Raw genomic sequence first — 23,057 nt, forward strand, 5'->3', positions numbered from 1 at the left:
TCCAACGGGTTGCCTCGGTACACAACTACCGCGTGACCGGCACGTCCGCCATCGCCGCATCGAGTTCATCCGCCTCCAGCACAACCGAGGAGTTGTGCTCCCGGACGATCTTCCAGTGCTCCCCGGTCCGGCGCCACACCAGCGATGTCGTGGTGCGGATGCCGGTCACCGTCCCGCTGAGGTCCTCCAGCCGGGCGACGAACACCAGCCACGACGCGGCGAGATCGCCCGAGACCACCACGTCAGGCCCCGCGGCGACGCGGTGGTGGGCCAGGCGCAGGTCGCGGAAGGCCGGTTCCCAGATCTCGGCGTACTCCCCGGCACCGCGCGCGACGCGGTGCGCGGGGTCGAAGTCGTCGTACAGGACGACCCCGTCGAAGTCCCAGTCGTAGCGCGCGCCCTGGACGTCCCGGAAGTCGAACGGCGCGTCGCCGGGGTTGCGCTCCCAGCCGAACACCCAGTCGCGGTGCAGGGCACCGACCACCTCCACGTCGGAAGCGTTCGTCACCGGCTTTCCCTTCTGCTGAGCGGAATCCTGTCGACCACGACGCTAGGAAGCCGCTCGGCGGCCTACCAGGGTGCGCCGCTCCCACCCTCGCGCCCCGACCAGGGGTCCGATCCTCGCCCCGTCCGGCCGGCCACCCCCGAACGGCCGATGACCTACCCCCACGGAGGTAGGCGGGATCATTTCCACGGGCGATGACGACCCCCCGGCACTCCGCATAGCGTCGGCACCATGAGACCACCGGAGGACCGGAGGACACCGCCGGACCGCCGCGCGAACAGCCCAGGAGACTTCCGCAATACCGCCTCACAAAGCCGGTAAGCAGCAGTTCCGCAACCGCTGTACCACATCGGCCGGAGCATGCCCGCAGAACCCGCCCCAGAAAGCGCGACAAATCGATCGACAGGAAACGGACAGCTTCGCAACCGGTTAAAACCGCAGCTCAACGCGCCAAGATCGGTATCGTGATAACCTCGGAGCAAAGCAGGGGACATGCCCCACCCACTCGGACGAACCAGGCCTTTAACGCGGTTGAGCACAGCACCGGACAACGACCCCGGCCACCGGGTGCCGCGTGGTCGGAATGCCGAGCACGACCTCCGGGAACGGCCGTGAGCACCGCCTCGCCGCTCTCCGTGGCGCTGCTCGGGCCGGTGCGCGCCTGGCGGGACGGGCAGGGCGTGGACATCGGCGCGGCGCGACGCCGGGCGGTGTTCGCGATGCTCGCCGTGCGGGTGGGCCAGGCCGTCTCCCGCGACGAGCTGATCGACGGCGTGTGGGGCGAGTCGCCGCCCGCGACGGCCGCGGCGAGCCTCTACACCTACGTGTCCGGACTGCGCGGCGTCCTCGAACCCCACCGCTCCAAGCGGTCGGCGGCGGAGGTCGTCGTGTCCACGGGCGCGGGCTACTCGCTCCAGATCGACCCGTCCGCATTGGACGTGCACCGGTTCGAGCAGCACCGCAAGCGCGCCCAGGTCCTCGCCGAGACCAACCCGGAGGCGGCGCTCGGGGAACTCGACGACGCCTTGGCGCTGTGGCGCGGTGACGCGCTCCTCGGCGTCCCCGGCCCCTTCGCCGAGTCGCAGCGCGCGCGCCTGGCGGAGCTGCGGCTGGCCACCGTGGAGCGGCGCGCCGAGCTGGCGCTGGCGCTGGGCAGGCACGCCGACGTGATCGCGGAGCTGTCCGGGCTGACCACCAAGCACCCGCTGCGGGAAGGGCTGCTCGCGCTGCTGGTGACCGCGCTGCACCGGGGCGGCAGGCAGGCCGAGGCGCTGCGGGTCTACCGCGAGGCGCGCCGCGCGCTGGTGGTGGAGCTGGGCATCGAACCCGGCCCGGCGCTGCGCCGGGCGCACCGCGAGGCGCTCGGTGGCGCCCCCGCGCCCGCGCCGGGTGGCCCCGCCCGGTGGACCCCCGACGTGGCCGGGAACGGGCTCGTCGGCCGCGACCGCGAGCTGGACCTGCTGCGCCGGGCCGTCACCGACGTGGCGGCGGGCCGGGGGCGCGCGGTGTGGCTGGCGGGCGAGCCGGGTGTCGGCAAGACCGCGCTGCTGACCGCCGGGCTGGCCGGGGCCGCCGAGTTCGGGTGCCAGGTGGCCTCGGTGGCGGTGGACGAGCTGGCCGGGCGGTTCCCGCTGCGCGTGCTGCTGGACGGCCTGGAAGTGACCGGCCGCTCCCCCGACCCCCGGCGCGCGGCACTGGCGCGGGCGCTGGCCGACCCGGCGGAAGCCGCGCCGCCGTGGGCCGCGAGCGACCCGGTCGCACTGGCCGCCGAGCGCGTGCTCGCCTTCGTGGCCGAGCTGTGCGCGCGGGCGCCGCTGGTGCTGGTGGTCGACGGACTGCAGTGGGCCGACGAGGTCAGCGTCCTGGTCTGGCGGCAGCTGCTGCGGCTGGTGGACGAGCTGCCGCTGCTGCTGGTGGCCGCCGCGCGCCCGGTGCCGCGGCGCGACGACGTCGACCGGGCCTGCCGCGCGGTGGTCGACGCGGGTGGCGACGTGGTCGAGCTGGACCCGCTGCCCGCCCCGGAGGTCGACGCCCTGCTGACCGGCCTGCTGGGCGCCCCGGCGGGCGCGGGCCTGAGGCGGCTGGTCGGCTGCGCGGGCGGCAACCCGCGCTACACCAGGGGCGTGGTCGACGCGCTGCTGCGGGAGGGCTCGGTCGAGTTCCACGACGGCGTGGCCGAGGTGGACGAGTTCGCCGAGGAGGAGGTCTCGCCTGCCCTGGTGGCCGCGCTGAACCAGCAGCTGGCCTTCCTGTCGCCGCAGGCGATCGAGGTGCTGCGCTGGGGCGCGCTGCTGGGCGTGGAGTTCTCGCCCGCCGACGCCGCGACGGCGGGTGGGCGCCCGGTTTCGGACCTGGTGGCCGCGGTGGACGAGGCGACGGCCGCGGGCGTGCTGGTGGAGTCGGGCGCGAAGCTCGCCTTCCGGCACCCGCTGGTGCGGCACGCCCTGCACCGCGGCCTGCCGGGGCCGGTGCGCACCGCGCTGCACCGCCAGGCCGCCCAGTCGCTGGCCGACGCGGGAGCCCCGGTCGAGGTGGTCGCCACGCAGCTGGCCGCCGCCCCGTCCGCCATCGACGCCTGGGTGGTGGACTGGCTGCTGGCCAACGCGGACCGGCTGGCCGAACGCGCGCCCGAGGTGGCGGCCGGGTTGTTGCGGACCGCGATCGACCAGCCCGCGGTGGACCCCGCGCACCGGGAGCGGTTGGCCGCCCGGCTGACCCGCCTGCTGCTGCGGCTGGGCAGGCGGCCCGACGCCGAGGTCCGGTACGTGCTGGCCCGCACCGAGGACCAGGACCTGACCGCCGAGATGCGCTGGGTGCTGGCCCGCCTGCGCCACCTCGACGGCGCGGCGGCCGAGGCGGCGGCGGTGCTGCGGGACGCCATCGCCGACGACGGGGTGCCGCCGGTGTGGCGGGCGCGACTGGCGGCGCTGCTGGCGCTGGTGCAGTGCGACGGGCTGGGCGAGCCGGAGGCGGCCGAGGAGACGGCTTGGCAGGCGCTGCGCGAAGCCGACGACGGCTTCGCGCAGGCACACGCCCACCAGGCGCTGGGGCGGATCGGGTCGGCCCGGCGCGACCACGAGGAGGCGTTGCTGCAGGCCGAGCTCGCCTTGGCGGTGGTCGGGACGCGGCAGGTGCGGGACGCCGGGCTGCGCACCGCGCTGTCCCTGGACCGGGCGGCGGCGTTACGCGAGCTGGACCGGCTCGACGAGGCCGACGCGGTGCTGCGGGAGAGCCGGGAGGTGGCCGCGGGCACCCCTTCGGCGGCCGAGGCACACGTCGCCCGTGCGGTGCAGGACTACTGGATGGGCCGGTGGGACGGGGCGGTGCGCGAGGTCGCCTGCGCGGACGCGAGTTCGCACGCGTTGCTGGACAGCGGTTCCGTCCTGTTGGCGCAGGGTGTCGCGGCCGTGGTGGCGGCCCGGCGGGGCCACCTGGGCATGGCGCGGGAGCACCTGCGCGCCGCCGACTACCCGCTGACCACCGCGGTCGAGCACGAGAGCGTCGACTTCCTGCTGGCCGCGCGCGCGTTCACCGCGCGAGCCGCCGGTCGCCCCGACGAAGCCGTCGCCGCGCTGCGCCCCCTGCTGCGGCCTCCTCGGGGGGTTGTGCGGCACCAGTGGTTACCCACCCTCGCCCGGTTCGCGCTGTCCGCCGGTGAGCCGGGGGTCGCCGAGCGCGTCGCGGAGGTGGCCGCGGAGGAAGCCGCCGTGGAGCGGAAACCCGCGGGCGCGTTCTACGTCGCCGAGCACTGCCGGGGCCTGGTCGAGCACGACCCGGCGCCCGTGCTGGCCGCGGCGGCGCGGTACCGGGAGGTGGGCAGACCGGTCGAACTGGCCGAGGCGCTGGAGGACGCCGCGACGCTGCTCACCGCGCGCGGTGAGCGGACGCGGGCGCTGGCGGCGTCGGCCGAGGCCGCGGCGCTCTACCGCGGCATGGGCGCGGAGCTGGACGCGCGACGGGTCGAAGTGGGGTCGCACGGGCGTCCATGAGGTGGAGGAGGGGGAAGGCATGACGGCTCCAACGGCGCAGCCGCTGCGCGTCGCCCTGCTGGGTCCGGTGCGGGCGTGGTCGGGCGAGCGGGAGGTGGCGCTGGGCTCGTCGCGGCAACGCGGCGTGTTCGCGGTGCTGGCGCTGCGCCCCGGCGTGCCGGTGCGGCGGGACGAGCTGATCAGGGGCGTGTGGGGCGATGACGCGCCCGCGACCGCGGAGGGCAGCGTCCACACCTACGTCTCGGTGCTGCGCAAGGCGTTGGAGCCGGAGCGGGCGCGCGGCACGGCTTCCCGGCTGCTGGAGTCGGTCGGCTCGGGCTACCGGCTGGTGCTGGCCCCCGACGCCTCCGACGTGGCCGAGTTCACGGCGCTGCGGGAACGCGCGCGGGAACGGCTCGACAGCGGTGACCCGGAAGGGGCGGTGCGCGCGCTGGACGCGGCGCTGGCGCTGTGGCGGGGCGCTCCGCTGGCGGGGCTGGACGGTCCGGTCGCGCGGGCGCACCGGGTGCGGCTGGCCGAGCTGCGCGCCTCCGCGCGGGAACTGCGCGCCGAAGCGGCGCTGGTCGCGGGGATCCACCTGGACGTGATCGGTGAACTGGGCGCCTTGGTCACCGAGGAGCCGCTGCGCGAGCGCGCGCGGGAGCTGCTGATGACGGCGCTGCACCGGACCGGGCGCAACGCGGAGGCGTTGGAGGTCTTCCGCGAGGCCAGGCGGGTGCTGCGGGCCGAGCTGGGCGTCGAGCCGGGACCGGGGCTGCGCGCCGCCCACGAGCGGGTGCTGCGCAACGAGCAGCCCGTGCTGGGGGGTGTGCCGGTGCCCGACCGCCCCCGACCACCGGTCGACACCGCCCGCGCGCGGGCCGAGGTGGTGGGCCCGGCCCCGTCGAGCAGGCCGAGCCGGTCCGACACGCGGGCGCCGCTGCTGCTCGGCCGGGACGCCGAGCTGGCCGTCGCGCACGGCCTGGTCGAGGACGTCTCGGCCGGACGCGGCCGGACCCTGTGGATCGAGGGCGAGGTGGGTATCGGCAAGTCCGCCCTGCTCGCCGCCGTGCTGGCCGCGGCGGGCGCGGCCGGGCACCAGGTGGCCCACGCCGCGGGCGACGAGCTGGGCGCCCGGTTCCCGCTGCGGCTGGCCCTGGACTGCCTCGGCGTCGACCCGCGTGCGCCGGACCCGCGTCGCGCGGCCACCGCGCGGGCGCTGCGCGACGACCGGCCCGCCGACGGCTCCCTGCTCACCGCCACCGACCCGATCGCGGTGGCCGTCGACCGGCTGGTGGAGCTGGTGGAGCGGTTGGCCGCGCACCACCCGCTGGTGGTGGCGCTGGACGACTTGCAGTGGTCCGACGAGAGCAGCGCGCGGCTGTGGCACCGGCTGGTCGTCCTCACCCGCAGACTGCCGTTGCTGCTGGTGGGCGTCGCCCGGCCGGTGCCGCACCGCGCCGACGTGGCCCGGCTGCGGCAAGCGGTGAGCACGGCGGGCGGCGCGGTGCTCGACCTGGCCCCGCTGCCCGAGGACACCGTCGCGGACCTGGTGGGCGAACTGGTCGGCGCGCCGCCCGGTCCGGCGCTGCGCCGCATCGCCGCGATGGCGGGCGGCAACCCGCTCTACGCGCGGGAAGTGGTCGACGCGCTGGTGCACGAGCACGCGGTGCGGATCGACACCGGGGTGGCCGAGGTGCCGCCCGACGCGCTGGACCGCGCGCCGCGGTCGCTGGTGTCCGCGGTGACCGGCAGGCTGGACTTCCTGTCCGCGCCCACCAGGGAGGTGCTGCGGTGGGCGGCGGTGCTGGGCGGGGAGTTCTCCGTCGGCGCGCTGGCGGTGGTGCTCGGCAAACCGGTGCCCGAACTGCTGCCCGCCTTCACCGAGGCGGTGGCGGCGGGCGTGCTGCGCGACGCGGGCCCGCGCATGGGGTTCCGGCACCCGTTGCTGCGGCAGGTGCTGTACGAGGCGACGCCTGCGCCGCTGCGCACCGCACTGCACCAGCAGGCCGCGCAGGCGCTGGCGGCGTCCGGCGCTGCGGAGGAGGAGGTGGCCGGGCAGTTGTCCGCCTCCTCGGAGGAGATCGGCTCGTGGGCGGTGCCGTGGCTGATGGACCGGGCGCCCGCGCTGGTGCGCTGGGCACCGCTGGTGGCCGTGGAACTGCTCCAGCGCGGTCTGCGCTCGCCCGCCGCGCGCGGTGAGCACGTCGCGACGCTGACCGTCCACCTCAGCAGCGCGCTGTTCCGCGTCGGCCGTGACGCCGAGGCCGCCGAGCACGCCAGGCGGGCGCTGCCCCGGCTGCGCGCGCCGGACCGGATCGGCGAGGCGCGCTGGACGCTGGCCTACGTGCCCTACCGGGCCTCCCGCCCGCACGAGGCGCTGGAGGCGCTGCGCGAGGCGCTGGCCGACCCGGCGCTGACCGACACCTGGCGGGCGCGGCTGCTGTCGCTGCTCGCCCTGGTGCAGCGGGCGGGCGTGGGCGAGCTGGACGCGGCGGCGGCCAGCGCCCGGCAGGCCGTGGCGGCCGGTGAGCGCGCGAACGACCCGTTCGCCACCGGCCAGGCGCTGGGGGTGCTGTGGCAGGTCGACGCGGTGCGGCGGAACTACCCGCGCGCGATCGGGCACCTGGACCGGGCGCTGGAGGTGGTCGGCACCGCTCCCGGCCTGGCCGACCTGCGCTTGGTGCTGCTGGACAACCGGGTCTTCACCCTCCAGTGCCTGGACCGGCTGGACGAGGCCACCGAGTCGCTGGAGCGGGCCTTCGCCACGGCGGGCGCGGGCGCCCCGGTGGCGGGGTTGCAGGTGACCGCCGCCGTGCACCGGTTCTGGCTGGGCGACTGGGATAACGCGGCGGCACGGCTGGACGCGATCGTCGCGGACGATCCGGAGTTCACCGGCTTCGGGCTGCGTGAAGGCGGGCCGGTGCTGCTGCTGCACGGGGTCGCCGCGCTGATCGCCGCGCACCGCGACGACGACTCCCGGCTGCGCGACCACCTCGCCGCCGGAGCGGACCTGCCCCTGGTCAGCGTCGCGGATCAGGAGAACTGCGACTTCCTGGTGGCGGCGCGGGCGGCGGAGGCGGCCCGCCGGGGCGAGGACGCGCGGGCGGTGGAGCTGCTCGGCGCGATCCTGGATCCCCGCCACGCCCAGATGATGCTGCGCCACCAGTGGCTGCCCGAGCTGGTGCGGTTGGCGCTGGCCCGCGATGACCTGGCCACCGCGCAAGCCGCCGCGGCGGCTTGCCAGGCCGAGTCGGCCGCGGAGGGCGCCTCGGCGCGGGCGGCGGCCGCGGCCAGGCGCTGCCGGTGCCTGCTCGACGGGGACGCGGACGGGCTGCTGGCGGTGGCGGCGCACTACCGGTCGGTCGGCCGGGTGTTCGAGCTGGCGCAGACGCTGGAGGACCGAGCGGCCCTGCTGTCCCGCCAGGCGCGCACGCCGCAGGCCGAGGAGGCGCTGCGCGAGGCGGTCGGGCTGTACCGGGGGATGGGCGCGACCTGGGACATCCGCCGCGCGACCGCCCGCGTCACCTGAGGCGGTGCCTGCCGCCACCCGCCGAGTCCGGTTCACCGCCGCGGGGCGCGGGCGGGGCGCCGATCACGCCGTCGGCGGACATCGCCCAGTCCGCCTCCGCCGCCCGCGCGGGCCGGGTGACCGGGATGCCCGCGCGGATGCTGCGCAGCGCCACGTCCACGCCGTCGCGCAACCTGGCCAGTTCCTCCACCCCCTGCTCCCCCCGAGCGGTCATCTCAGATCATCCCCTTGCGCAAGGCGTAGGCGACGGCGTGCGGGCGGTTGCGCAGGTTCAGCCGGGTCGTGATGCCGTAGAAGACGTTCTTGATCGTCCGCTCCGAGTAGCACAGCGTGGTGGCGATCTCCGCGGTGTCCAGCCCCTCGGCCATCAGCCGCAGCACGTCGGCCTCGCGGGCGGTGAGCTTGCCCGCGTCGGACGCGGGCGTCACCAGTTCCCGCTGCAACCGCCGCACGTGGTCGAGCAGCTCGGCCACCATGGTCGGCGGCATGACGCCCCCGCCCGAGGAGGCGGCCAGCACGGCGCGCAGCACCCGGTCCCCGGTCGCCGCCGCGCGCGGCAGGATCGCCACCACCCGGCACTCCACGGCGGTGAGCACGTCGGCCTCGCCCACCTCGTCCAGCACCAGCACCACCGGGGTGCGGGACTCCGCAGCCGCCCGGCGCAGGCGCGCGGTCACCTCCCCGGTCAACCTGCTCACCGCCACCACGGTGACGTCGGCCTGGGCCCGCTGGTCTCCCCCCACCAGCACGATCTCGGGACGCGCCCCGAGGTAGCTGGTCAGCCCGGCCATGCTGAGGTGATCCACTGCCTGAACGACGACCCGAACTTGCTGCTCCACCACTGCCTCCCACAGTCCCGGCTTGCACAACCGAGTTTGGGAGGACCGGCTTCACGCGTTCTCAAACACGTCTACAGACCTTCTGCACACCACTCGGGACGTGCGGATTCGCCGGTCGGAAGCCGGTGTCACTCAACACCGGCGCCGATCCCCCGGTCAAGGACTACCTTCGGGACCCCGCTCCAGTACCGGTGCGCCGCCGCCAGCAGGTCGGTCAGACCGCGCGTGGGCCGCCAGAGCGGGTAGTCGCGGCGGAAGCGCCCGGTGTCGGTGAGCCACCACCGCACGTCGGCGTAGCCCGGTTCGGGGTCGTAGTCGAACCGCACCTCCCGACCGGTCAGGTGCTCGTACTCGGCGATGATCTCCAGGACCGAGCCCGCCCGGTCCCGCCCGCCGCCCGCGTGGTAGACCGCGCCCGGCCGGGGGTTGCGGTAGAAGTGCCAGAACATCTCGACCAGATCGGCCGCGTCCAGCACGTCGCGCACCTGCTTGCCGCCGTGGCCGCGGATGGTGAACGGCACGCCGCGCACGGCGTCGCGGACCAGGGTGGGCAGCAGGCCGAGCCGCCCTTCGGCCCCGACCACGGTGCCCGCGCGGAAGACGCCGACGTTCATGCCCAGCCGCCGGGCGTGGTCCTGCGCGGTGAGGTCGGCGGCGAGCACCGGCACGGCGGGGAACGCGCGGTCGGCCCGGTCCAGGCCCATGGACTCGTCCACGCCGTGCTCGTGCCACGGGTGACCGGGGTCCAGCTCCCACCTCGTCGGCGTCTCCACCAGCGGCAAGGCGTTGGGCACGTCGCCGTAGACCTCGACCGTGGACTCCAGAGCGAACACCGCGTCCGGGGCGTGCTGGCGGACCGCTTCCAGCAGGTTGACCGTGCCTAACGCGGCGGTTTCGAAGGACGGCAGCTCTTCGCCGCGATCGCCCCCGGGGTGCGCGGCGGTGTGCACGACCAGCCGCACGTCCGAGCCGTAGTCGCGCAGCACCCCGGTGACCGCGGCGAGGTCGCGCAGGTCCACCGGGTGGGAGCGGAAGTTCGGCGGTTGCTGCCGCCGTGGCCGGTCGCCGAGTCCGACGACGAGGTCGAACCGGGTCGCGAACACCCGAACCGCCTCCCCGCCGACGAGACTGGCCGGTCCGGTGACCACTGCGATGTCCATGTCTCTCCTCACGTTCAGCAGCCACTTCTGTCCATGGAGGGCCGACGACCAAGAGGCCCGAGGAGGTGGTGCGCTCTCCCGGACCGGATCGCGGCTCCCGAGCCCACCGCTGCCCGATCTCCCCGGTGGGACTGCCCGAATGCCGCGGTCAAGGACGGCGGAAGAACTCCACCTCGCCCAGCGCGATGTGCCCGCCCGGCGCCAGACCGGTGGCGGAGCGCACCACGACCCGGACGCGCACCACGTCGCTGATGCCGGTGTCCGTGCGCTGCGGGCCCGGCTGGTCGGCGAGGGTCACCGGCAGCGTGCGCGTGCCGCCGTCCGCGGTGGTCACCACCAGCTCCAGCGACGACGGCCGGGCCTGCGCGACGAAGCCCTCCTCTTCCGCGGACGCGCCCGCGTGCACCACCACCGACAGCAGCCGGAACGGCTCGTCGAAGCCGAAGTCGACCGAGTCGCCCACGGCGGGCGCGCCCCAGTAGCGGTTGGACAACCCGTCGGCGGCGGCAGCGGCCGGGTGGTCGGGCACGGCCGCGCTGGCCGTGGTGCTCGTCGGCGCGACCGGCGCGGGATTCGCGATTCGGTCGCGCAGGTCCTCCCACAGCGCGAGCAGCCGGGGGTGGAACACCCACAGCGCGGCCACCAGGGCGGCCACCACCAGCAGCGCGGCCAGCCTGCGCAACCAGCGGGAGCGGTCGCCGCGCCACCGCCAGCGGCGGCGGCGCGGGCCGCCGGCCGGGCGTTGCCCCTGGTGCAGCGGGGTGGCGCAGCGGCGGCAGAAGCGCCGTCCCGGCGGGTTGGCGGTGCCGCAGTTCGGGCACGGCGGACCGTGCACCGCCGCCTCGGCCGCCGCGGTGGGCAGCGGGCGCTTGGCCTCCGGCCTGCCGGGCAGGACCGGTCCCAGCCGGGCGGCGGGCGGGGGCTCCCCCGGCGACGTCCGGACCGGCGGCATCGGGGCGGGGGGCACGGGGGTTGAGCGGGCCTGGTGCGCGGCGTCGTCCGCTTCGCGCGGCACCGCGTCCACCCGCCCCGCCGTCCGTTCGGGCGGTACCGCCGCCCCATCCCGCGTCGCGGAGCCGCTCCCGGCCGTCCGCCCCGGATCGGCGGCCCAGCCCAGGTAGTTGCCGCAGTTGCCGCAGAAGTCGTCGGTGGGGGCGACCGGGGCGCCGCACTGCGGGCACGACCGCGCGCTCACGGCAGCACCTCGACCACACAGGTGACGTGCACCGGGCACACCGAGGCGACCAGCGCCTCGACCCGCTCCCGGTCCACCGGGCCCGACCGGCCCGGCCGCACCCGCACCACCACCGGCTGCCCCGCCCCGCCGGGCAGCTCGGTGTCCGGCACAGCCGACCAGCGCGCGCCGGGGCCGTCCAGCACCTCGGCGCGCACCCCCAGCGACAGCTCCAGCCGCTCCACCAGACCGCGCGCGGTACCCCGGTTGCGGTGCAGCGCCACGGCGCGCCGCACCACTTCGCGGCGCCGCTCCAGCGGCCACCCCGGATCGGTCTCGGCCGCCACCCAGGACGCCAACCACGCCACGAAGTCCTCCGGCGCCAGCGCCGGGTCGAGGTAGGCGGACAGGTTGTCCAAAGTGGACAATATGGCGGACAGCACCGCGTCCAGCCCGGCGGTGAACCGCTGGGTGAACCCGTCCGCGGCGTACAGCGCGGGCAGCATCGCGCCCAGCGGGTGCCTGCTGGGCACCTCCGGGAGCGCCGCCCTGCTCACGGTGCGCCGACCGCGACCTGGTGCTGGTAGGAGAACACCAGCGCGTTGGGCGCGATCTCCAGCCGCTCCACCGGCGCGCCGCGCGCCCCGGTGATGGGGTTGGCCGGGAACAGCCGGACCTCCTGCACCAGCGACACGCCCGCGACCCGCTGCAGCACCGCGAAGACCTCGCCGAACTGGACCGGCCTGCCGAACTCCCAACCGGTGCCGTCCTGGCCGCCGCGCAACGGGTTGAGGTAGCGGTGCAGCGCCCGCAGGGCGTACTCCCGCACCAGGTTGGCGTCGGCCCGCGCCGCGACGAGCCGCGCGACCACCGTGACGCCCTGGTAGCGCGGGGGTTCCACGACCAGGCGCGTGCCCAGCAGTCGCCGCTCGTCCAGCTGCCGCGCCACCGAGGCCAGCACCTCGTCGGAGGGCACCAGCTGCTCGAAGCGCAGCCGGTCGCCCTCGTCGGCGACCGCGTCGGGCACCAGCAGCACCCGCGCGCCGCCCGCGTCGTGCGCGGGCAGGCAGCGCACCCTGGCCAGCGACGGCACCGCCTGCCGGGCGATCAGCTCGTAGTCGGCGGCGGTCACCGCGCGCTCCTGCACCCGCATCTGGTGCGGCACCCGCAGCTTGGCCTCCTCCACGGTCTCGGCGTCCACCCCGCCGGTGGCCGCCTCGCGGTTCTCCACCTCCGCCACGTACGGCTCGGAGCTGCGCAGCACCGAGATCGCGCCACGCGCCACGTTGCCGGACCGGCCGCCCCCGGTGCGGTAGCGCGGCACCCGCAGGACCGCGCCCTTGGGCGGCACCGCCCCGTAGCGGCGCAGCGTTCCGTCGGCCTCGCGCACCGCGGGCGGGAACAGCACCTCACCCAGTGCGGCGTCCAGGACCACGTGCCGGTCATCGGGACCGGAGGTGCCGAAGTCGGGCACCGCGGTCCAGTCCTGCCAGCCATCGCCCTCCGCTACCTGCACCACCACCGGCTCGCCGTCCAGCAGCACCGGCGCGTCGGGCAGGGCGAACCGCTGGCCCGGCACGCCCGCCGACTCCCCCAGCGGCACGTCGACCTCGGTGCCCGCGTGCTCGGCGATGGTGGTGCCGCCGATGGTGAACGCCTCGGCCTCGCGCACGGTCGGGGACTCGGCGTAGAAGGGCTGACCGGGCAGGGGCTCGGTGACCCGGCAGCGCAGCCAGCCCGCGCGGTGCCCGGCGACCACCGAGGCGGTGTGCCCGGCGGGGACGTGCAGCACCACGTCGCCGGGCCGGTTGAGGCCACCGGTGCTGTCCTCGTCGACCTCGCACGCCACCCACCCCTGGCCGTCCCAGGCCTCCCACACCAGCGGCGGCTGGCGGGGGTCCACGCCGATGCCCTCGACCTGGCTGTCCAGCCGCACCACCACCGCGCACCGGGGCACGGCGGCGGACAGGCCGAACAGGGTGGCGTCGCCGACCGCCGGAGCGGCCTGGAAGCAGGGCACGTCCTTGCCCGACTCCAGATCCCTGGTGCGGTCGACGTGATCACCGTCGGCGGACCTGGTGACCAGCCGGTCCAGCGCGCAGGGCACGATCGCCAGCTCGTCGGTGGTGGCGAACACGACCTCGTCGGCGGTGTCGCCGCCCGCCGTGGCCACCTCAGTGCCCGCGGCCAGCAGCACGGTCTCCGGCTGCGGCGCGGACAGCCAGAAGGTGACCGCCGCCCTGGCCGCGGTGGGCGGGAACAGCCGAACCCCCAGCAGGTCCAAAAACGCCAGGTAGTTCTTGTCCGGCACCCGGTTGAGCCGGTAGACCAGCTGGTCCACCATGTGCGCGAAGGTCTCGATCAGCGTCACGCCGGGGTCGGAGACGTTGTGGTCGGTCCACTCCGGACTGCTCTGCTGGACGTACCGCTTGGCCTCGTCCACCAGCTGCTGGAAGCGCCGGTCGTCCAGATTGGGCGCGGGCAGTGCCATCAGCCTGCCTCCACTTCCTCGGAGGGGATGGTGTAGAAGGGGAAGACCAGGTTGCGCTGGTCGTTGGTGGAGCGGATGGTGTAGCGCACGTCGATGTAGAGGGTGCCGATCTCGACCGAGTCGAACGCCACGACCACGTCGGTGGTCTCGATGCGCGGCTCCCAGCGGTCCAGCGCGGCGCGCACCTCGCGGGCGATGTCGCCCGCGGTGGCGTGGTCGGCCGGGGCGAACACGTGCTCGTGGATGCCGCAGCCGAACTCCGGCCGCATCGGCCGCTCGCCGGGCGCGGTGCCCAGGATGAGCCGGATCGCCTCCTGGATCTCCTGCTCCCCCTCCACCATGCCGATGCCGCCGGTGGGTCCTACCCGCAGCGGGAAACCCCAGCCCCGGCCGATGAAGTCGGCGTTCACAGCGGTCCTCCGATGAACACGGTCTTCGCGCCCATGACGATGCTGGCCTGGCAGGTGGAGCGGTCGCCGACGACCGCGGCGGGCACGCCGCCGATGAGGACGGTCCTGGGCGGTCCCGGTCGCGGGATGACCACGTTGGACGGCCCCAGCAGGGGGTCGGGCGGTTTGACGCAGGCGTGCACGCTGCCGACCACGGCGGCGGGCACGCCCTCGATCAGCACGGTCGACACCCGCACCGCCAGCGGGGGCGGCGGCGGGGCGAGGGTGCCCCCGTGGGAGGTCTTGTCACCCAGGCGGGCAGCGGGGGGCATGGCGGGTTCTCCTGACGTGTCGTGGTGGTCGGGGCGGGCGCGCTTCAGTTGAGCCGGATCAGCCTGCCTTTGATCTGCACCAGGCCGTTCTTGGCGTCGAGGGTGATGCCGGTGCTGTTCATCAGCAGCGAGCTGAGCACCCGGCGACCGCCCGGTCCGCGCACGGTGAGCTCCAGCCTGCCGCGCTTCTCGTCGATGTTGACCTCCAAGCGCTTGTCGCCGCTGACCAGCCGCACGCCCGAGGTCCTGGTGCCGTCGAGCAGCTCCAACCGGTTGCCCTCGCGGGACACCAGCGAGCGGCGGTTGACCTTGCCGCTGCGGCGGTCGACCAGCGGCTGGTCGTGCGGCGACGGCTCGTCCACCCCGTTGTAGAGCCCGCCCAGCACGTAAGGGCGGTCGAGGCTGCCCTGCTCGAAGCCGACCAGCACCTCGTCGTTGACGTCCGGGCTGAACACACCACCACCGCCCACGCCGCCGAGCTGCACGGTGCGGACCCAGTCGGTCACGTACTTGTCGTCCAGCCACGGGAACTTCAACTTCACCCAGCCGCGCTGGCCGCCCGCTTCCTTGATGTCGGTGACGATGCCGGTGGCCAGACCCGGCATCCGGGTGCCGCGCGCGGGCACGCCCGCGCCCGCGACGAGCCCGGCCAGCGAGCGGTCGTGGGAGGCGCTGACCACGACGGTGGTCCGGTAGCCCGCGTCGGGTTCGAGCACGTGCGTCACGGCGGTGGCCGTGTAGCGACCGCTGAACGCCGCGCCCACGCCCGCGAGCGCCACCGGCACGCCCGCGCGCAGCACCGGGTTGCCCTCCACCACGGCCTCCAGCTCGCCGAAGCCCGCGCCGACCGACGCCTCCAGCGACCGCGCCGCCGCGAGCACCTCGGCCTGGGTCGCGTACGGCGTGTCCACCACCAGCGCCCGCGCCTTGGTGCGGAAGCTCTTGCTCGCGGTCAGCGCGGACAGACCGGGCTTGACGGTCTTGCTGGCCGTGGTGCTCTGCTTGGCCACGAACGGCTTCTTCTTGGCCACGTCCCAGCCGCGCACCTCGACGCCGTTGGCCTGCTCCGCGCTGCCCAGGGCGGCCCGCAGCACGAACAGGTTCTTGCCGTACTCCAGCACGCGGGGGTCCTGGTCGGAGGAGGTGCTCGGGCTGGGCGCCGTGGCGGCGGGCTTGAGCTTGGTGAACTCCAGCCGCCCCTTGTCGTCGACCCGCACCAGGGCGCCGTGCTCCTGGGCGAGCATCTGCAGGAAGTCCCAGTCCGACACACCGGGCTGGCTCAGGTGCTTGTAGGTGATGCGCGAGGTCTCGACCCGACCGACGGACAGCCCCGCGTTGCGGGCGACCTTGCGCACCACCGCGGAGGCGGACATGTTGGTGAACGCCTCCACCCGCTGGCCCCGGAACAGCCGGTGCGCCCTGCTCGTGGCCCGCACCACGGTGAAGGTGCCGGAGCTGTCCACTTCCATCTCCACCGCGGTCACCTCGCCGCTGAACAGCAGTTCCCTGGCACCGGTCCGCACGGTCGAGGCGTAGACCTTCAGCACGGTGCCGATGGTGATGCCGGTCGAGGACAGCAGCTCGCGGTCGGCGTCGTTGTAGGTCAGCACGGCGGTGTCGGGCACCCCGACGCTCTCGTCCACCACGCAGCTGACCAGCTCCCGGTCCCAGGGCGCGGGCACCTCGTTCGGCGCCATCACCACGGGGGCCGCGGCGAAGGAGCGCCCGGCGGCGCGGGCGGCGCTCACCGGCTGCCCTCCGGCTCCGGCACGCCGTCCTCCAGGACGGGCACGACCAGTCGGGTGCCGGGCCGCAGCACCAGCGGGTCGTCGATGCCGTTGGCCTCGGCGATGACCCGCCACGCGGTCGCGTCCCCGTACTCGCGCCAGGCCAGCTGCGGCAGGCTGTCGCCCGCGACCACGCGGTGCGTGCGGCTGGCCTCCAGCGCGCCGGAGGTCGGGTTCTGGCCGGGTGTGTCGACCCCCGCCTCCTCGATCGACAGCGAGCAGGTGGCGCGCAGCGGTTTGCCGTCCACGTCGAACAGCGAGTAGTCCACCGACAGGCTCGACAGCACGCCGTCGAAGGACACCGACTTGGCGGTGCCCCACTCGAAGCGCACCCACGGACTGGCGGGCTTCTTCTTCTGGATGCTCTTCTTGGTGGGCACGCAGGCCACCATCAGCTTCTCCACCCCCGTTTCCACGGAGTTGTCGTGGGTGGCGGTGGCGTCGAGGAACACGTCCACGCTCAGCGTGCGCGGCCCGCTGCCGACGAACTCCGGCAGCGACGCCTGGCCCGCCATGCGCGAGGGCTTGCGCCGCCACTCGGTGTTCTTGGCCAGCGCCAGGGTGCCGGGGTTGAACTGGAACTGGACGGTGGACAGCTTCGCCCCCGGTTTCGCGCCGACCTTGGCGGGCGGCTCCATGATCACCAGGCGGGCCTTGACCAGGCTCGCCCCCGGTTTCTTCGGCACGAGGTGGTTCTCCTTCCGATCAGGACGCCTGGAGCCCTTCGTGGGCGAACTCCAGGGTCTCCGTGGCGACCTGCGAGCTGCTGGGGTCGAAGCTGGGGCCCTGCCAGCGGATCGGCACGATGCCCAGCACCTGCCACCGCACGATCGGCGTCAGGTCCGGCGCGAGCGCGACGATCTCGCCGTCCTTGCGCTCGACCTGCTGGAGGGTGTCGTTGAACCAGGCGAGGACCTTGGCCGAGTCCGCGGTGACCGGGCGGGTCATGGTGATGTTGGACCAGCTGATCCGCGAGGGCAGCTGCCAGGTGAACCCGTTGTTGCCGCCCTCGGTGAACTGCTCGACCTCCACCTGCGCGCCCAGCCCTTCGCAGGAGTGGAACGCGCCCAGGTCGTTGCCCGCGATGGTGAGCTGGAAGAAGACGCTGCTGGCGAAGACGGTGCTGGTCATCGGGTGCTCCTCCGGTCGTGCGGACGGCCGAAGCGCTCCCGGCCGTGGCGCAGCTCGTCGCGCAGCTGCCTGCTGATCGACTCGTGGAGCCTGCGCGCGAGGGCGTCGACGTCCAGCGAGGCCGTGCCGTCGTTCGAGGTGTCGGTGGTGGACTTGGCCGCTCCCGGCCGTGCTGTGGTGTTCTCCCTCGGTTCCGCCGGGGCCTCCCGGTGCTGCGCGGTGGTCGGGTTGGCGACCCGCAGCGTGCTGGGCGGTCGTGCGGGGGTCCTGTCCATCTGCACGGTCTTCCAGGTCACCGGCACCGCGCCGGTGGGGGTGCGCGGTGCCGGTGGGCTCCGGTGGGCGCCGGGCGGCACCGGGGTGGTGGACGGGTGCGGCGGCACGACCGGCCGGGCCTGCCCCGCACCGCCGCCGAGGGGTCGCGGCGGTGCGGGCTTCACCGATCGCTGGACCGGCGAGTCCTGCTGCCGCGCGCCCGACCAGCGCGGCCGGACCACCGGCTTGGCCGCGCGGTGGACGGGCGCGGGCGCGGTGCTGGGGGTGCTGGTCATCAGCGGGCGGTTCAGCAGCAACGGGGCCACCGAGGCGGTCGGCTGGTCCGGGTTCCCGCGCGGGAACGGTGGGCGGTCCAGCGCGACAACGGGCAGCGCGGCCCGCCGCCCCCCGGTCGGCTCCGGCCTCCCGGTCGGCTCGGGCACCCCGGCCCGAGGCCGCGCCGGGCGTTCCGCCGACACCGCAGGGGAAGCCGGGCGGCGGTGCGGCGGGCCTTGGCCCGCCGGGGCCGCCGTGGCCGGGACCTCCCGGAGCGGTTCTCCGATGCCGAGCACCGCTTTGCGCTGGACGACCGGGTCCGGTCGCCGTGCGACGGGTGCGCCGGGGGTGGCTCCCGGTGCCACGGCGCTCGCGGGCAGCCGCGTCAGCGGCTCGCCCAGGACTGGAGCGGTCCGCGCCCTGGTGTCGGCTTGTCGTTGCACGACCGGTGAGGCACCCGCAGCCCCGACCGCTCGAGCTGGTGGCAGGCCGGTCCCCTCCCTCTCCGGTGGCGTCGTGGTGCCCGACGACCGCACCGCGGGTACCGGGCGGAGTGGCAGGTCGGGCTGTCGGGCCACGGTCATCGGCGACCCGATCTCGTTGAGCCGCACCGGTCGGCCGGGAGCTGCGGGGGGTGGTGCGGGCGCAGCGGGCGTCGAGCGCTGCACCGGCACCACCGGGAGGCGAGTCGGAGGGTTGGTCGGACGCCTCGGGGGCACAGGGGTACCGGGCGATCCGACCGCGGTCGCCGGAGATGCGGGCGGAGCGACCGGGTTTCCGGCCGGGGCACCCAGAATCGGCCTCGTCGACGTACCCGTCGAACGCTGCACCGGGCCGCTCGCGGCCGACTGGGCCGCGGTTGTCCCCGAGTGCTGCGCCGAAGGCTTCGGAGCACGGCCCGCCGCCGGTCGGGCCGACGGCTCGGGCGCACGCCGCTCCGGGGACGCCGCCGGAGCCATCGTGGAGCCACCTGCCGCTCCAGCCGAAGGCGCTGCCGCACCACTGCCGAGCGATTCCCCCGACGACGTGGGCGAGTGCCGCGCCAGAGGCAACGCCGAGGGCGCGGCGGGACCGCTCGTCGGTGAACGCCTCGGAGACTCCTGCGAGCGCTGCACCGAGAGCTCCGCCGCAGACCCCACCAGCGGAGCCACCGGAGACGGCACCGACGGCCGCACGGACGACTGTAGAGATGACTGCGCCGATGACTGCGCCGATGACGGCGCCGTGACATCGGTGGCACCGCCTGTGGTCCGCTCAGTCGAGGAACCTCTCGTGCTCGACGCCGAAGACGCAGGCGGAACCGCCGAAGAGGACGCCGCCTCGACCCCGGTCGAAGACCGCGACGAGCGCTGCACCGAGATCCGCTCCGAGGGCACCACCGGCAGTTCCGGTGAACCAGCTGCCGGGGACTCCGGCGGAGACACCGTCGCGTCCTTGACGGAACCAACCGCCGAACGGCCTCCTGAGAAGTCCACAGAGGACTGCCTTGAACGCTGCACCAGAGGCGCAGTCGAGGGCCGCGAAGAACCAGCCGCCGGGGAACCCGTCAACGGCACCACCGAAGACGGCGCCGCCGGGATCACCGGAAGCTCGGGAGAACCAGTCGCCACCGGTTCCGCCGAACCCCGCACCGGGGACACCGCTGCTGTTCCGGCTCCGGTGGGCCGCCGCACCCCGGACACCGCATGGGGATCGGCAGCGCTCCGCCCTGCCTGAGGTGGCACCGAGCGCTGCACCGCGAGTTCCGGCGAAGACCCCGGCGGAACGGCCGAGCCCCCGGCCGCCGGGGATTCCACCGAGCGCTGCACCGAGCGGTGTGGCTCACCGCCCGGAGCGGACACCGGTGAACCGCCTGCCGACGACGCAGCCGACGACCCCACCGAGGGCTTGGTCGAGGATCTCCGCCACGGCAGCCAGGAAGTCCTCCGTGGAGGCCCCGCCGGGACCTGCGGCGAGGACGGTCGCGCGTCCCGCCCGGTCCGCGCCGGGGCGTCCGGGCCGGACGGGGTCGCGGGCTCCTCGCCGTTCCCCCGCCGCAGCGCCACCGGCAGCGGCCCACCGCCGGAGTACTCGCCACGCCGCACCGTGCGCTGCACGGCCACACCGTGCACGAGCCCCGCCGGGGCGGTCGGGCTGACCGAGTGCCCGAGCCCGGTGCCCAGGGTGTGGTCCTGCCAGGAGGCCAGTCCGTCCCGGAACCGCGTCCCGTCACCGACCGCCGGGTTCCCACCCGGCAGCACCCCGCCCCACGGCGCGACCGCGCGCCAGCCGCCGTCCCAGGCGGGCCGCGCCGGGCGCGCGTGCGGCTCGGCCTCGGCGGCGCGACCGCGTCCCAGGAGCCTGTCCCAGAACGGCACACCGATCACCTCCCCTCGTTCACCCTGGTGTTGATCCGCGCTATCTCCCCGACCCACCGCTGGCGCTCGTGGTGCTCCAGGTCGAGGATCTCCTCGCGCGGCCAGTGGAAGTGGTAGGCCACGTACGCGACCTCCTCGAGCAGCCGTTCGGCCGCGTACGTCACGATTCCCCCAGGCGACCACCGGCGAGGTCCACCTCGAACGCGGTGCCGCACGACGGGCAGGTCACGCCCGCGCGGGTGTGGCCCTCGCTGTTGATGCGCCGGTAGAAGTCCTGGAGGAACGCGATGTCGGTGGCGTACATCTGCTCCACCACGCCCGCGTGCACCTCCCCGACCGTGCCCAGCTCGGTGATGACCTGGCTGAGCAGCACCACGCTGAGGTAACCGGGGTTCTCCTTGACCCGCAGGTCGATCTGCGGTCGCAGCTCGTCCCGCGCGGTGGCCAGGCGCATCCGGCCACGGCGGTGCACCACGCCGTCGGCGTCGACGTAGCCGCGCGGCAGCTCGAAGTCGAACACCGTGCGCAACCCGCCCGCCGCGACGGCGGCGGGCCGCTCCGGCTGCGGCTTGGTCTCCTCGACCAGTTCGTCGAGCTGGTCGATGCTGATCGCCCGGCGCCTCATTCGACCTTGATCTCCTCGAACACCAGGGTGACCTTCTCGGTGGCCGCGCTGGACTCACCGGCCTTGAGCGAGGGGCCCTCCCACTTGCTGGCCCAGCCGTTGATCAGCTGCATCCGCCGGACCGAGTTGCCCTCGGTGTCCTTGACCTCGATGGTGATGTTCTGCCTGGCCGCGGTGACCGCGCCCTTCTCCAGGGTCTCCTTGAGCCACTTGGTGAACTCCTCGCTCTTGTCGAGCCCCCTGGTGATGGTGACCTCGCCGCCCTTCTGCGCGCCGGGCTGCTTGCGGATCAGCGGCTTGCCGGTGGAGGTCACCTGGAAGACCTCGACCACGTCCTCCTCGACGGTCAGGCCGCTGACCTCCTGCAGCGACTCGACCATGAACCCGCCGAGCTGGACGCCGAAGATGTGTGTGGAGAGGGCATCGCCTTCTGCCATGGGTGCTGTCGCCTTTCTGGTTCACGCGCCCCGCGAGGGGCTCATTCGCTGACGAGGCTGGTGCTGTCGGAGAACTGCGACAGCCGGAAGATCACGAACTCCGCGGGCTTGACCGGCGCCACGCCGATCTCGCAGACGACCTGGCCGAGGTCGATGGACTCCTGGGGGTTGTTGTCCCGGTCGCACTTGACGTAGAACGCCTCCGCCGGGGTGCGGCCGAACAGCGCGCCCTGTCGCCACTGCTCGGTCAGGAAGGCGGTGATGTTGCGCCGGATGCTGGACCACAGGCGGTCGTCGTTGGGCTCGAAGACGACCCACTGGGTGCCGATGAGGATCGACTCCTCCAGGTAGTTGAACAGCCTGCGCACGTTCAGGTAGCGCCAGGCCGGGTCCGAGGACAGCGTGCGGGCGCCCCAGATGCGGATGCCCCGACCGGGGAAGGCGCGCACGCAGTTGACGCCGATCGGGTTGAGCAGGTCCTGCTCGCTCTTGCTCAACCGGTAGTCCAGGTCCACCGCGCCGCGGATGACCTCGTTGGCAGGTGCTTTGTGCACGCCCCGCTCGGTGTCGTTGCGCCCCCACACCCCCGCGATGTGGCCGGAGGGCGGCACGACGGTGTTGCGGCCGGTGGCCGGGTCGAAGACCTTGATCCAGGGGTAGTACAGGGCCGCGTAGCGGGAGTCGTAGCCCGCCTCGTCCATGCGCCATGCGCGCACCTGCTGGGCGGACAGGCCGGGCGGGGCGTCCAGCACGGCGACGCGGTCGCCCATCTGCTCGCAGTGGGAGATCATCGCCAGCTGCACGGTCTTGACGCCTTCGAGGTCGATCATGCCGCGCTGGTAGGCGCTCATCAGGTCGGGCGTGACGACCATGGTGACCTCGTCGATGCTCTCCAGACCGCCGAAGCCGGTGCGCGCCTCCGGGTCGCCGAGGTACTCCTGCGCGTCGAGCTTGGCCGGGGCCGCCGCCGCACCGCCCGCGCCCGCCGCGGGCAGCGCGACGGACTGCTTGTCCGGCCGGGCCAGCGCACCGCTGGACTGCTCGGTGACCCCGATCAGCTTGGAGCGCTCGGACACCTGGGTCACGACGTAGTTCTTGGCGTTCTTGCGGGTGGAGACGTCGTAGCTCTCCGCGATCTTGCCGCCTTGGCGGACCAGCAGCTTGAAGCGGTCCTCGGGCGGGTTCTCGCCGTCGGCGTCGGTCACCTCGACCGCGATGTCCGCGCCCGCGCCCGGCAGCGCGGCGATCCTGAGGCCGCCCAGCCGCACCGGCTCGGGAGCGGGCGGCTCGGGCTCGCCGTCGGTCGCCGCGCCGCCCACGCGAACGACGTACGCGGCGCCGCCGCCGTTGGCGAAGTAGCCGTACACCGCGTGCGGCAGGTAGGCGCCTTCGGTGAAGCCGCCGAAGTTCTGCACGTACTGGTTCCAGTTGGCCACCAGCGTCGGCCGGTGGAAGGGACCGTTCTCGGCGAAGCCGACGAAGGCGGCCACCGCCGTGCCGACGCCCTCGATCGGCCGCGCTCCGGACTGGACCTCCTCCACGTACACGCCTGGCGAGAGGTACTGCGGCATGGTCGCTCCTGTCTGGTGTCCGCTGCTGCCTGCACCAGCCTGCTGCCAACCCTCGCGCGCGGGCAGGTCCTGCGGACCTCGACCGGGGGCAGTGCCGTTGCCTCTAGAGGCATCCGCCGCGGCACACGGCGAAGCGCCCCGGTGCCGATGGCACCGGGGCGCTCGGTTCACGGTCCTCGAACGCTCCGTTCGCGGTGCTCGAACGCTCGGTTCACGGTGTTGTCGGGG

20 protein-coding genes are annotated in these 23,057 nt (G+C 74.6%); 3 read left to right on the forward strand and 17 right to left on the reverse strand.

What is annotated here, in order from left to right; genetic code table 11:
• Positions 1-25 precede the first annotated feature (25 nt).
• Positions 26-508, reverse strand: a complete 483-nt coding sequence (locus tag IEZ00_RS28530; protein ID WP_229796170.1) for a YybH family protein — start codon at positions 506-508, stop codon at positions 26-28.
• 608 nt (positions 509-1,116) lie between these two features.
• Between IEZ00_RS28530 and IEZ00_RS28535 the strand changes: the two genes are divergently transcribed.
• Both IEZ00_RS28535 and IEZ00_RS37875 read left to right on the forward strand, forming a co-directional pair.
• Positions 1,117-4,494, forward strand: a complete 3,378-nt coding sequence (locus tag IEZ00_RS28535) for an ATP-binding protein (protein WP_189226447.1) — start codon at positions 1,117-1,119, stop codon at positions 4,492-4,494.
• Positions 4,495-4,513: 19 nt separating this feature from the next.
• A complete protein-coding gene (locus tag IEZ00_RS37875; RefSeq protein ID WP_189226448.1) occupies positions 4,514-8,005 on the forward strand; it encodes an ATP-binding protein in 3,492 nt (1,163 codons plus the stop codon).
• Here IEZ00_RS37875 and IEZ00_RS28545 read toward each other — a convergent pair.
• The 12 genes from IEZ00_RS28545 to IEZ00_RS28600 all read right to left on the reverse strand — a co-directional run bounded on the left by IEZ00_RS28545 (position 7,998) and on the right by IEZ00_RS28600 (position 18,282).
• Entirely contained in the window at positions 7,998-8,219 is a 222-nt protein-coding gene (locus tag IEZ00_RS28545) for a hypothetical protein (RefSeq protein WP_189226449.1), read from the reverse strand. The two genes, IEZ00_RS37875 and IEZ00_RS28545, sit on opposite strands and share 8 nt — an antisense overlap.
• Before the next feature lies 1 nt (position 8,220).
• Entirely contained in the window at positions 8,221-8,844 is a 624-nt protein-coding gene (locus IEZ00_RS28550; protein ID WP_229796171.1) for a helix-turn-helix transcriptional regulator, read from the reverse strand.
• Positions 8,845-8,972: 128 nt separating this feature from the next.
• On the reverse strand, positions 8,973-10,004 hold the full coding sequence (locus IEZ00_RS28555) for an NAD-dependent epimerase/dehydratase family protein (RefSeq protein WP_189226450.1): 1,032 nt from the start codon (positions 10,002-10,004) through the stop codon (positions 8,973-8,975).
• Between the two features lie 148 nt (positions 10,005-10,152).
• On the reverse strand, positions 10,153-11,199 hold the full coding sequence (locus tag IEZ00_RS28560) for an NADase-type glycan-binding domain-containing protein (protein WP_189226451.1): 1,047 nt from the start codon (positions 11,197-11,199) through the stop codon (positions 10,153-10,155).
• Positions 11,196-11,735, reverse strand: coding sequence for a phage tail protein (locus IEZ00_RS28565; protein WP_189226452.1), 540 nt, complete (start codon positions 11,733-11,735; stop codon positions 11,196-11,198). The genes IEZ00_RS28560 and IEZ00_RS28565 overlap by 4 nt, the downstream gene beginning before the upstream one ends.
• Positions 11,732-13,669, reverse strand: a complete 1,938-nt coding sequence (locus IEZ00_RS28570; RefSeq protein ID WP_189226453.1) for a putative baseplate assembly protein — start codon at positions 13,667-13,669, stop codon at positions 11,732-11,734. Before IEZ00_RS28570 ends, IEZ00_RS28565 begins: the two co-directional genes overlap by 4 nt.
• Positions 13,669-14,079 (reverse strand): GPW/gp25 family protein, encoded by a 411-nt coding sequence (locus tag IEZ00_RS28575; RefSeq protein ID WP_189226454.1) that lies wholly within the window; start codon positions 14,077-14,079, stop codon positions 13,669-13,671. The genes IEZ00_RS28570 and IEZ00_RS28575 overlap by 1 nt, the downstream gene beginning before the upstream one ends.
• Entirely contained in the window at positions 14,076-14,390 is a 315-nt protein-coding gene (locus tag IEZ00_RS28580) for a PAAR domain-containing protein (protein ID WP_189226455.1), read from the reverse strand. The genes IEZ00_RS28575 and IEZ00_RS28580 overlap by 4 nt, the downstream gene beginning before the upstream one ends.
• Positions 14,391-14,434: 44 nt before the next feature.
• Complete coding sequence (locus IEZ00_RS28585; protein ID WP_189226456.1) at positions 14,435-16,138, reverse strand: VgrG-related protein; 1,704 nt, start codon at positions 16,136-16,138, stop codon at positions 14,435-14,437.
• Positions 16,135-16,863 (reverse strand): CIS tube protein, encoded by a 729-nt coding sequence (locus tag IEZ00_RS28590; protein ID WP_209618203.1) that lies wholly within the window; start codon positions 16,861-16,863, stop codon positions 16,135-16,137. Before IEZ00_RS28590 ends, IEZ00_RS28585 begins: the two co-directional genes overlap by 4 nt.
• 19 nt (positions 16,864-16,882) lie before the next feature.
• Positions 16,883-17,308, reverse strand: a complete 426-nt coding sequence (locus tag IEZ00_RS28595; RefSeq protein ID WP_189226457.1) for a phage tail protein — start codon at positions 17,306-17,308, stop codon at positions 16,883-16,885.
• A complete protein-coding gene (locus IEZ00_RS28600) occupies positions 17,305-18,282 on the reverse strand; it encodes a hypothetical protein (RefSeq protein WP_189226458.1) in 978 nt (325 codons plus the stop codon). Before IEZ00_RS28600 ends, IEZ00_RS28595 begins: the two co-directional genes overlap by 4 nt.
• Before the next feature lie 829 nt (positions 18,283-19,111).
• Here IEZ00_RS28600 and IEZ00_RS28605 point away from each other — a divergent pair.
• Positions 19,112-19,555, forward strand: coding sequence for a hypothetical protein (locus tag IEZ00_RS28605; protein ID WP_189226459.1), 444 nt, complete (start codon positions 19,112-19,114; stop codon positions 19,553-19,555).
• A 646-nt stretch (positions 19,556-20,201) separates the two neighbouring features.
• Here IEZ00_RS28605 and IEZ00_RS28610 read toward each other — a convergent pair.
• From IEZ00_RS28610 to IEZ00_RS28625, 4 genes are read right to left on the reverse strand one after another with little or no spacing between them, the layout of a single operon-like run.
• On the reverse strand, positions 20,202-20,360 hold the full coding sequence (locus tag IEZ00_RS28610) for a DUF6760 family protein (protein WP_189226460.1): 159 nt from the start codon (positions 20,358-20,360) through the stop codon (positions 20,202-20,204).
• Entirely contained in the window at positions 20,357-20,821 is a 465-nt protein-coding gene (locus IEZ00_RS28615) for a hypothetical protein (protein WP_189226461.1), read from the reverse strand. Before IEZ00_RS28615 ends, IEZ00_RS28610 begins: the two co-directional genes overlap by 4 nt.
• Positions 20,818-21,258: a phage tail protein gene (locus tag IEZ00_RS28620; RefSeq protein WP_189226462.1), complete on the reverse strand. Its 441-nt coding sequence runs from the start codon at positions 21,256-21,258 to the stop codon at positions 20,818-20,820. Before IEZ00_RS28620 ends, IEZ00_RS28615 begins: the two co-directional genes overlap by 4 nt.
• Before the next feature lie 41 nt (positions 21,259-21,299).
• Complete coding sequence (locus IEZ00_RS28625; protein WP_189226463.1) at positions 21,300-22,829, reverse strand: phage tail sheath family protein; 1,530 nt, start codon at positions 22,827-22,829, stop codon at positions 21,300-21,302.
• Positions 22,830-23,057 lie beyond the last annotated feature (228 nt).

This window comes from Saccharothrix coeruleofusca, assembly GCF_014648515.1.
In the GTDB taxonomy this organism is placed as follows: domain Bacteria; phylum Actinomycetota; class Actinomycetes; order Mycobacteriales; family Pseudonocardiaceae; genus Actinosynnema; species Actinosynnema coeruleofuscum.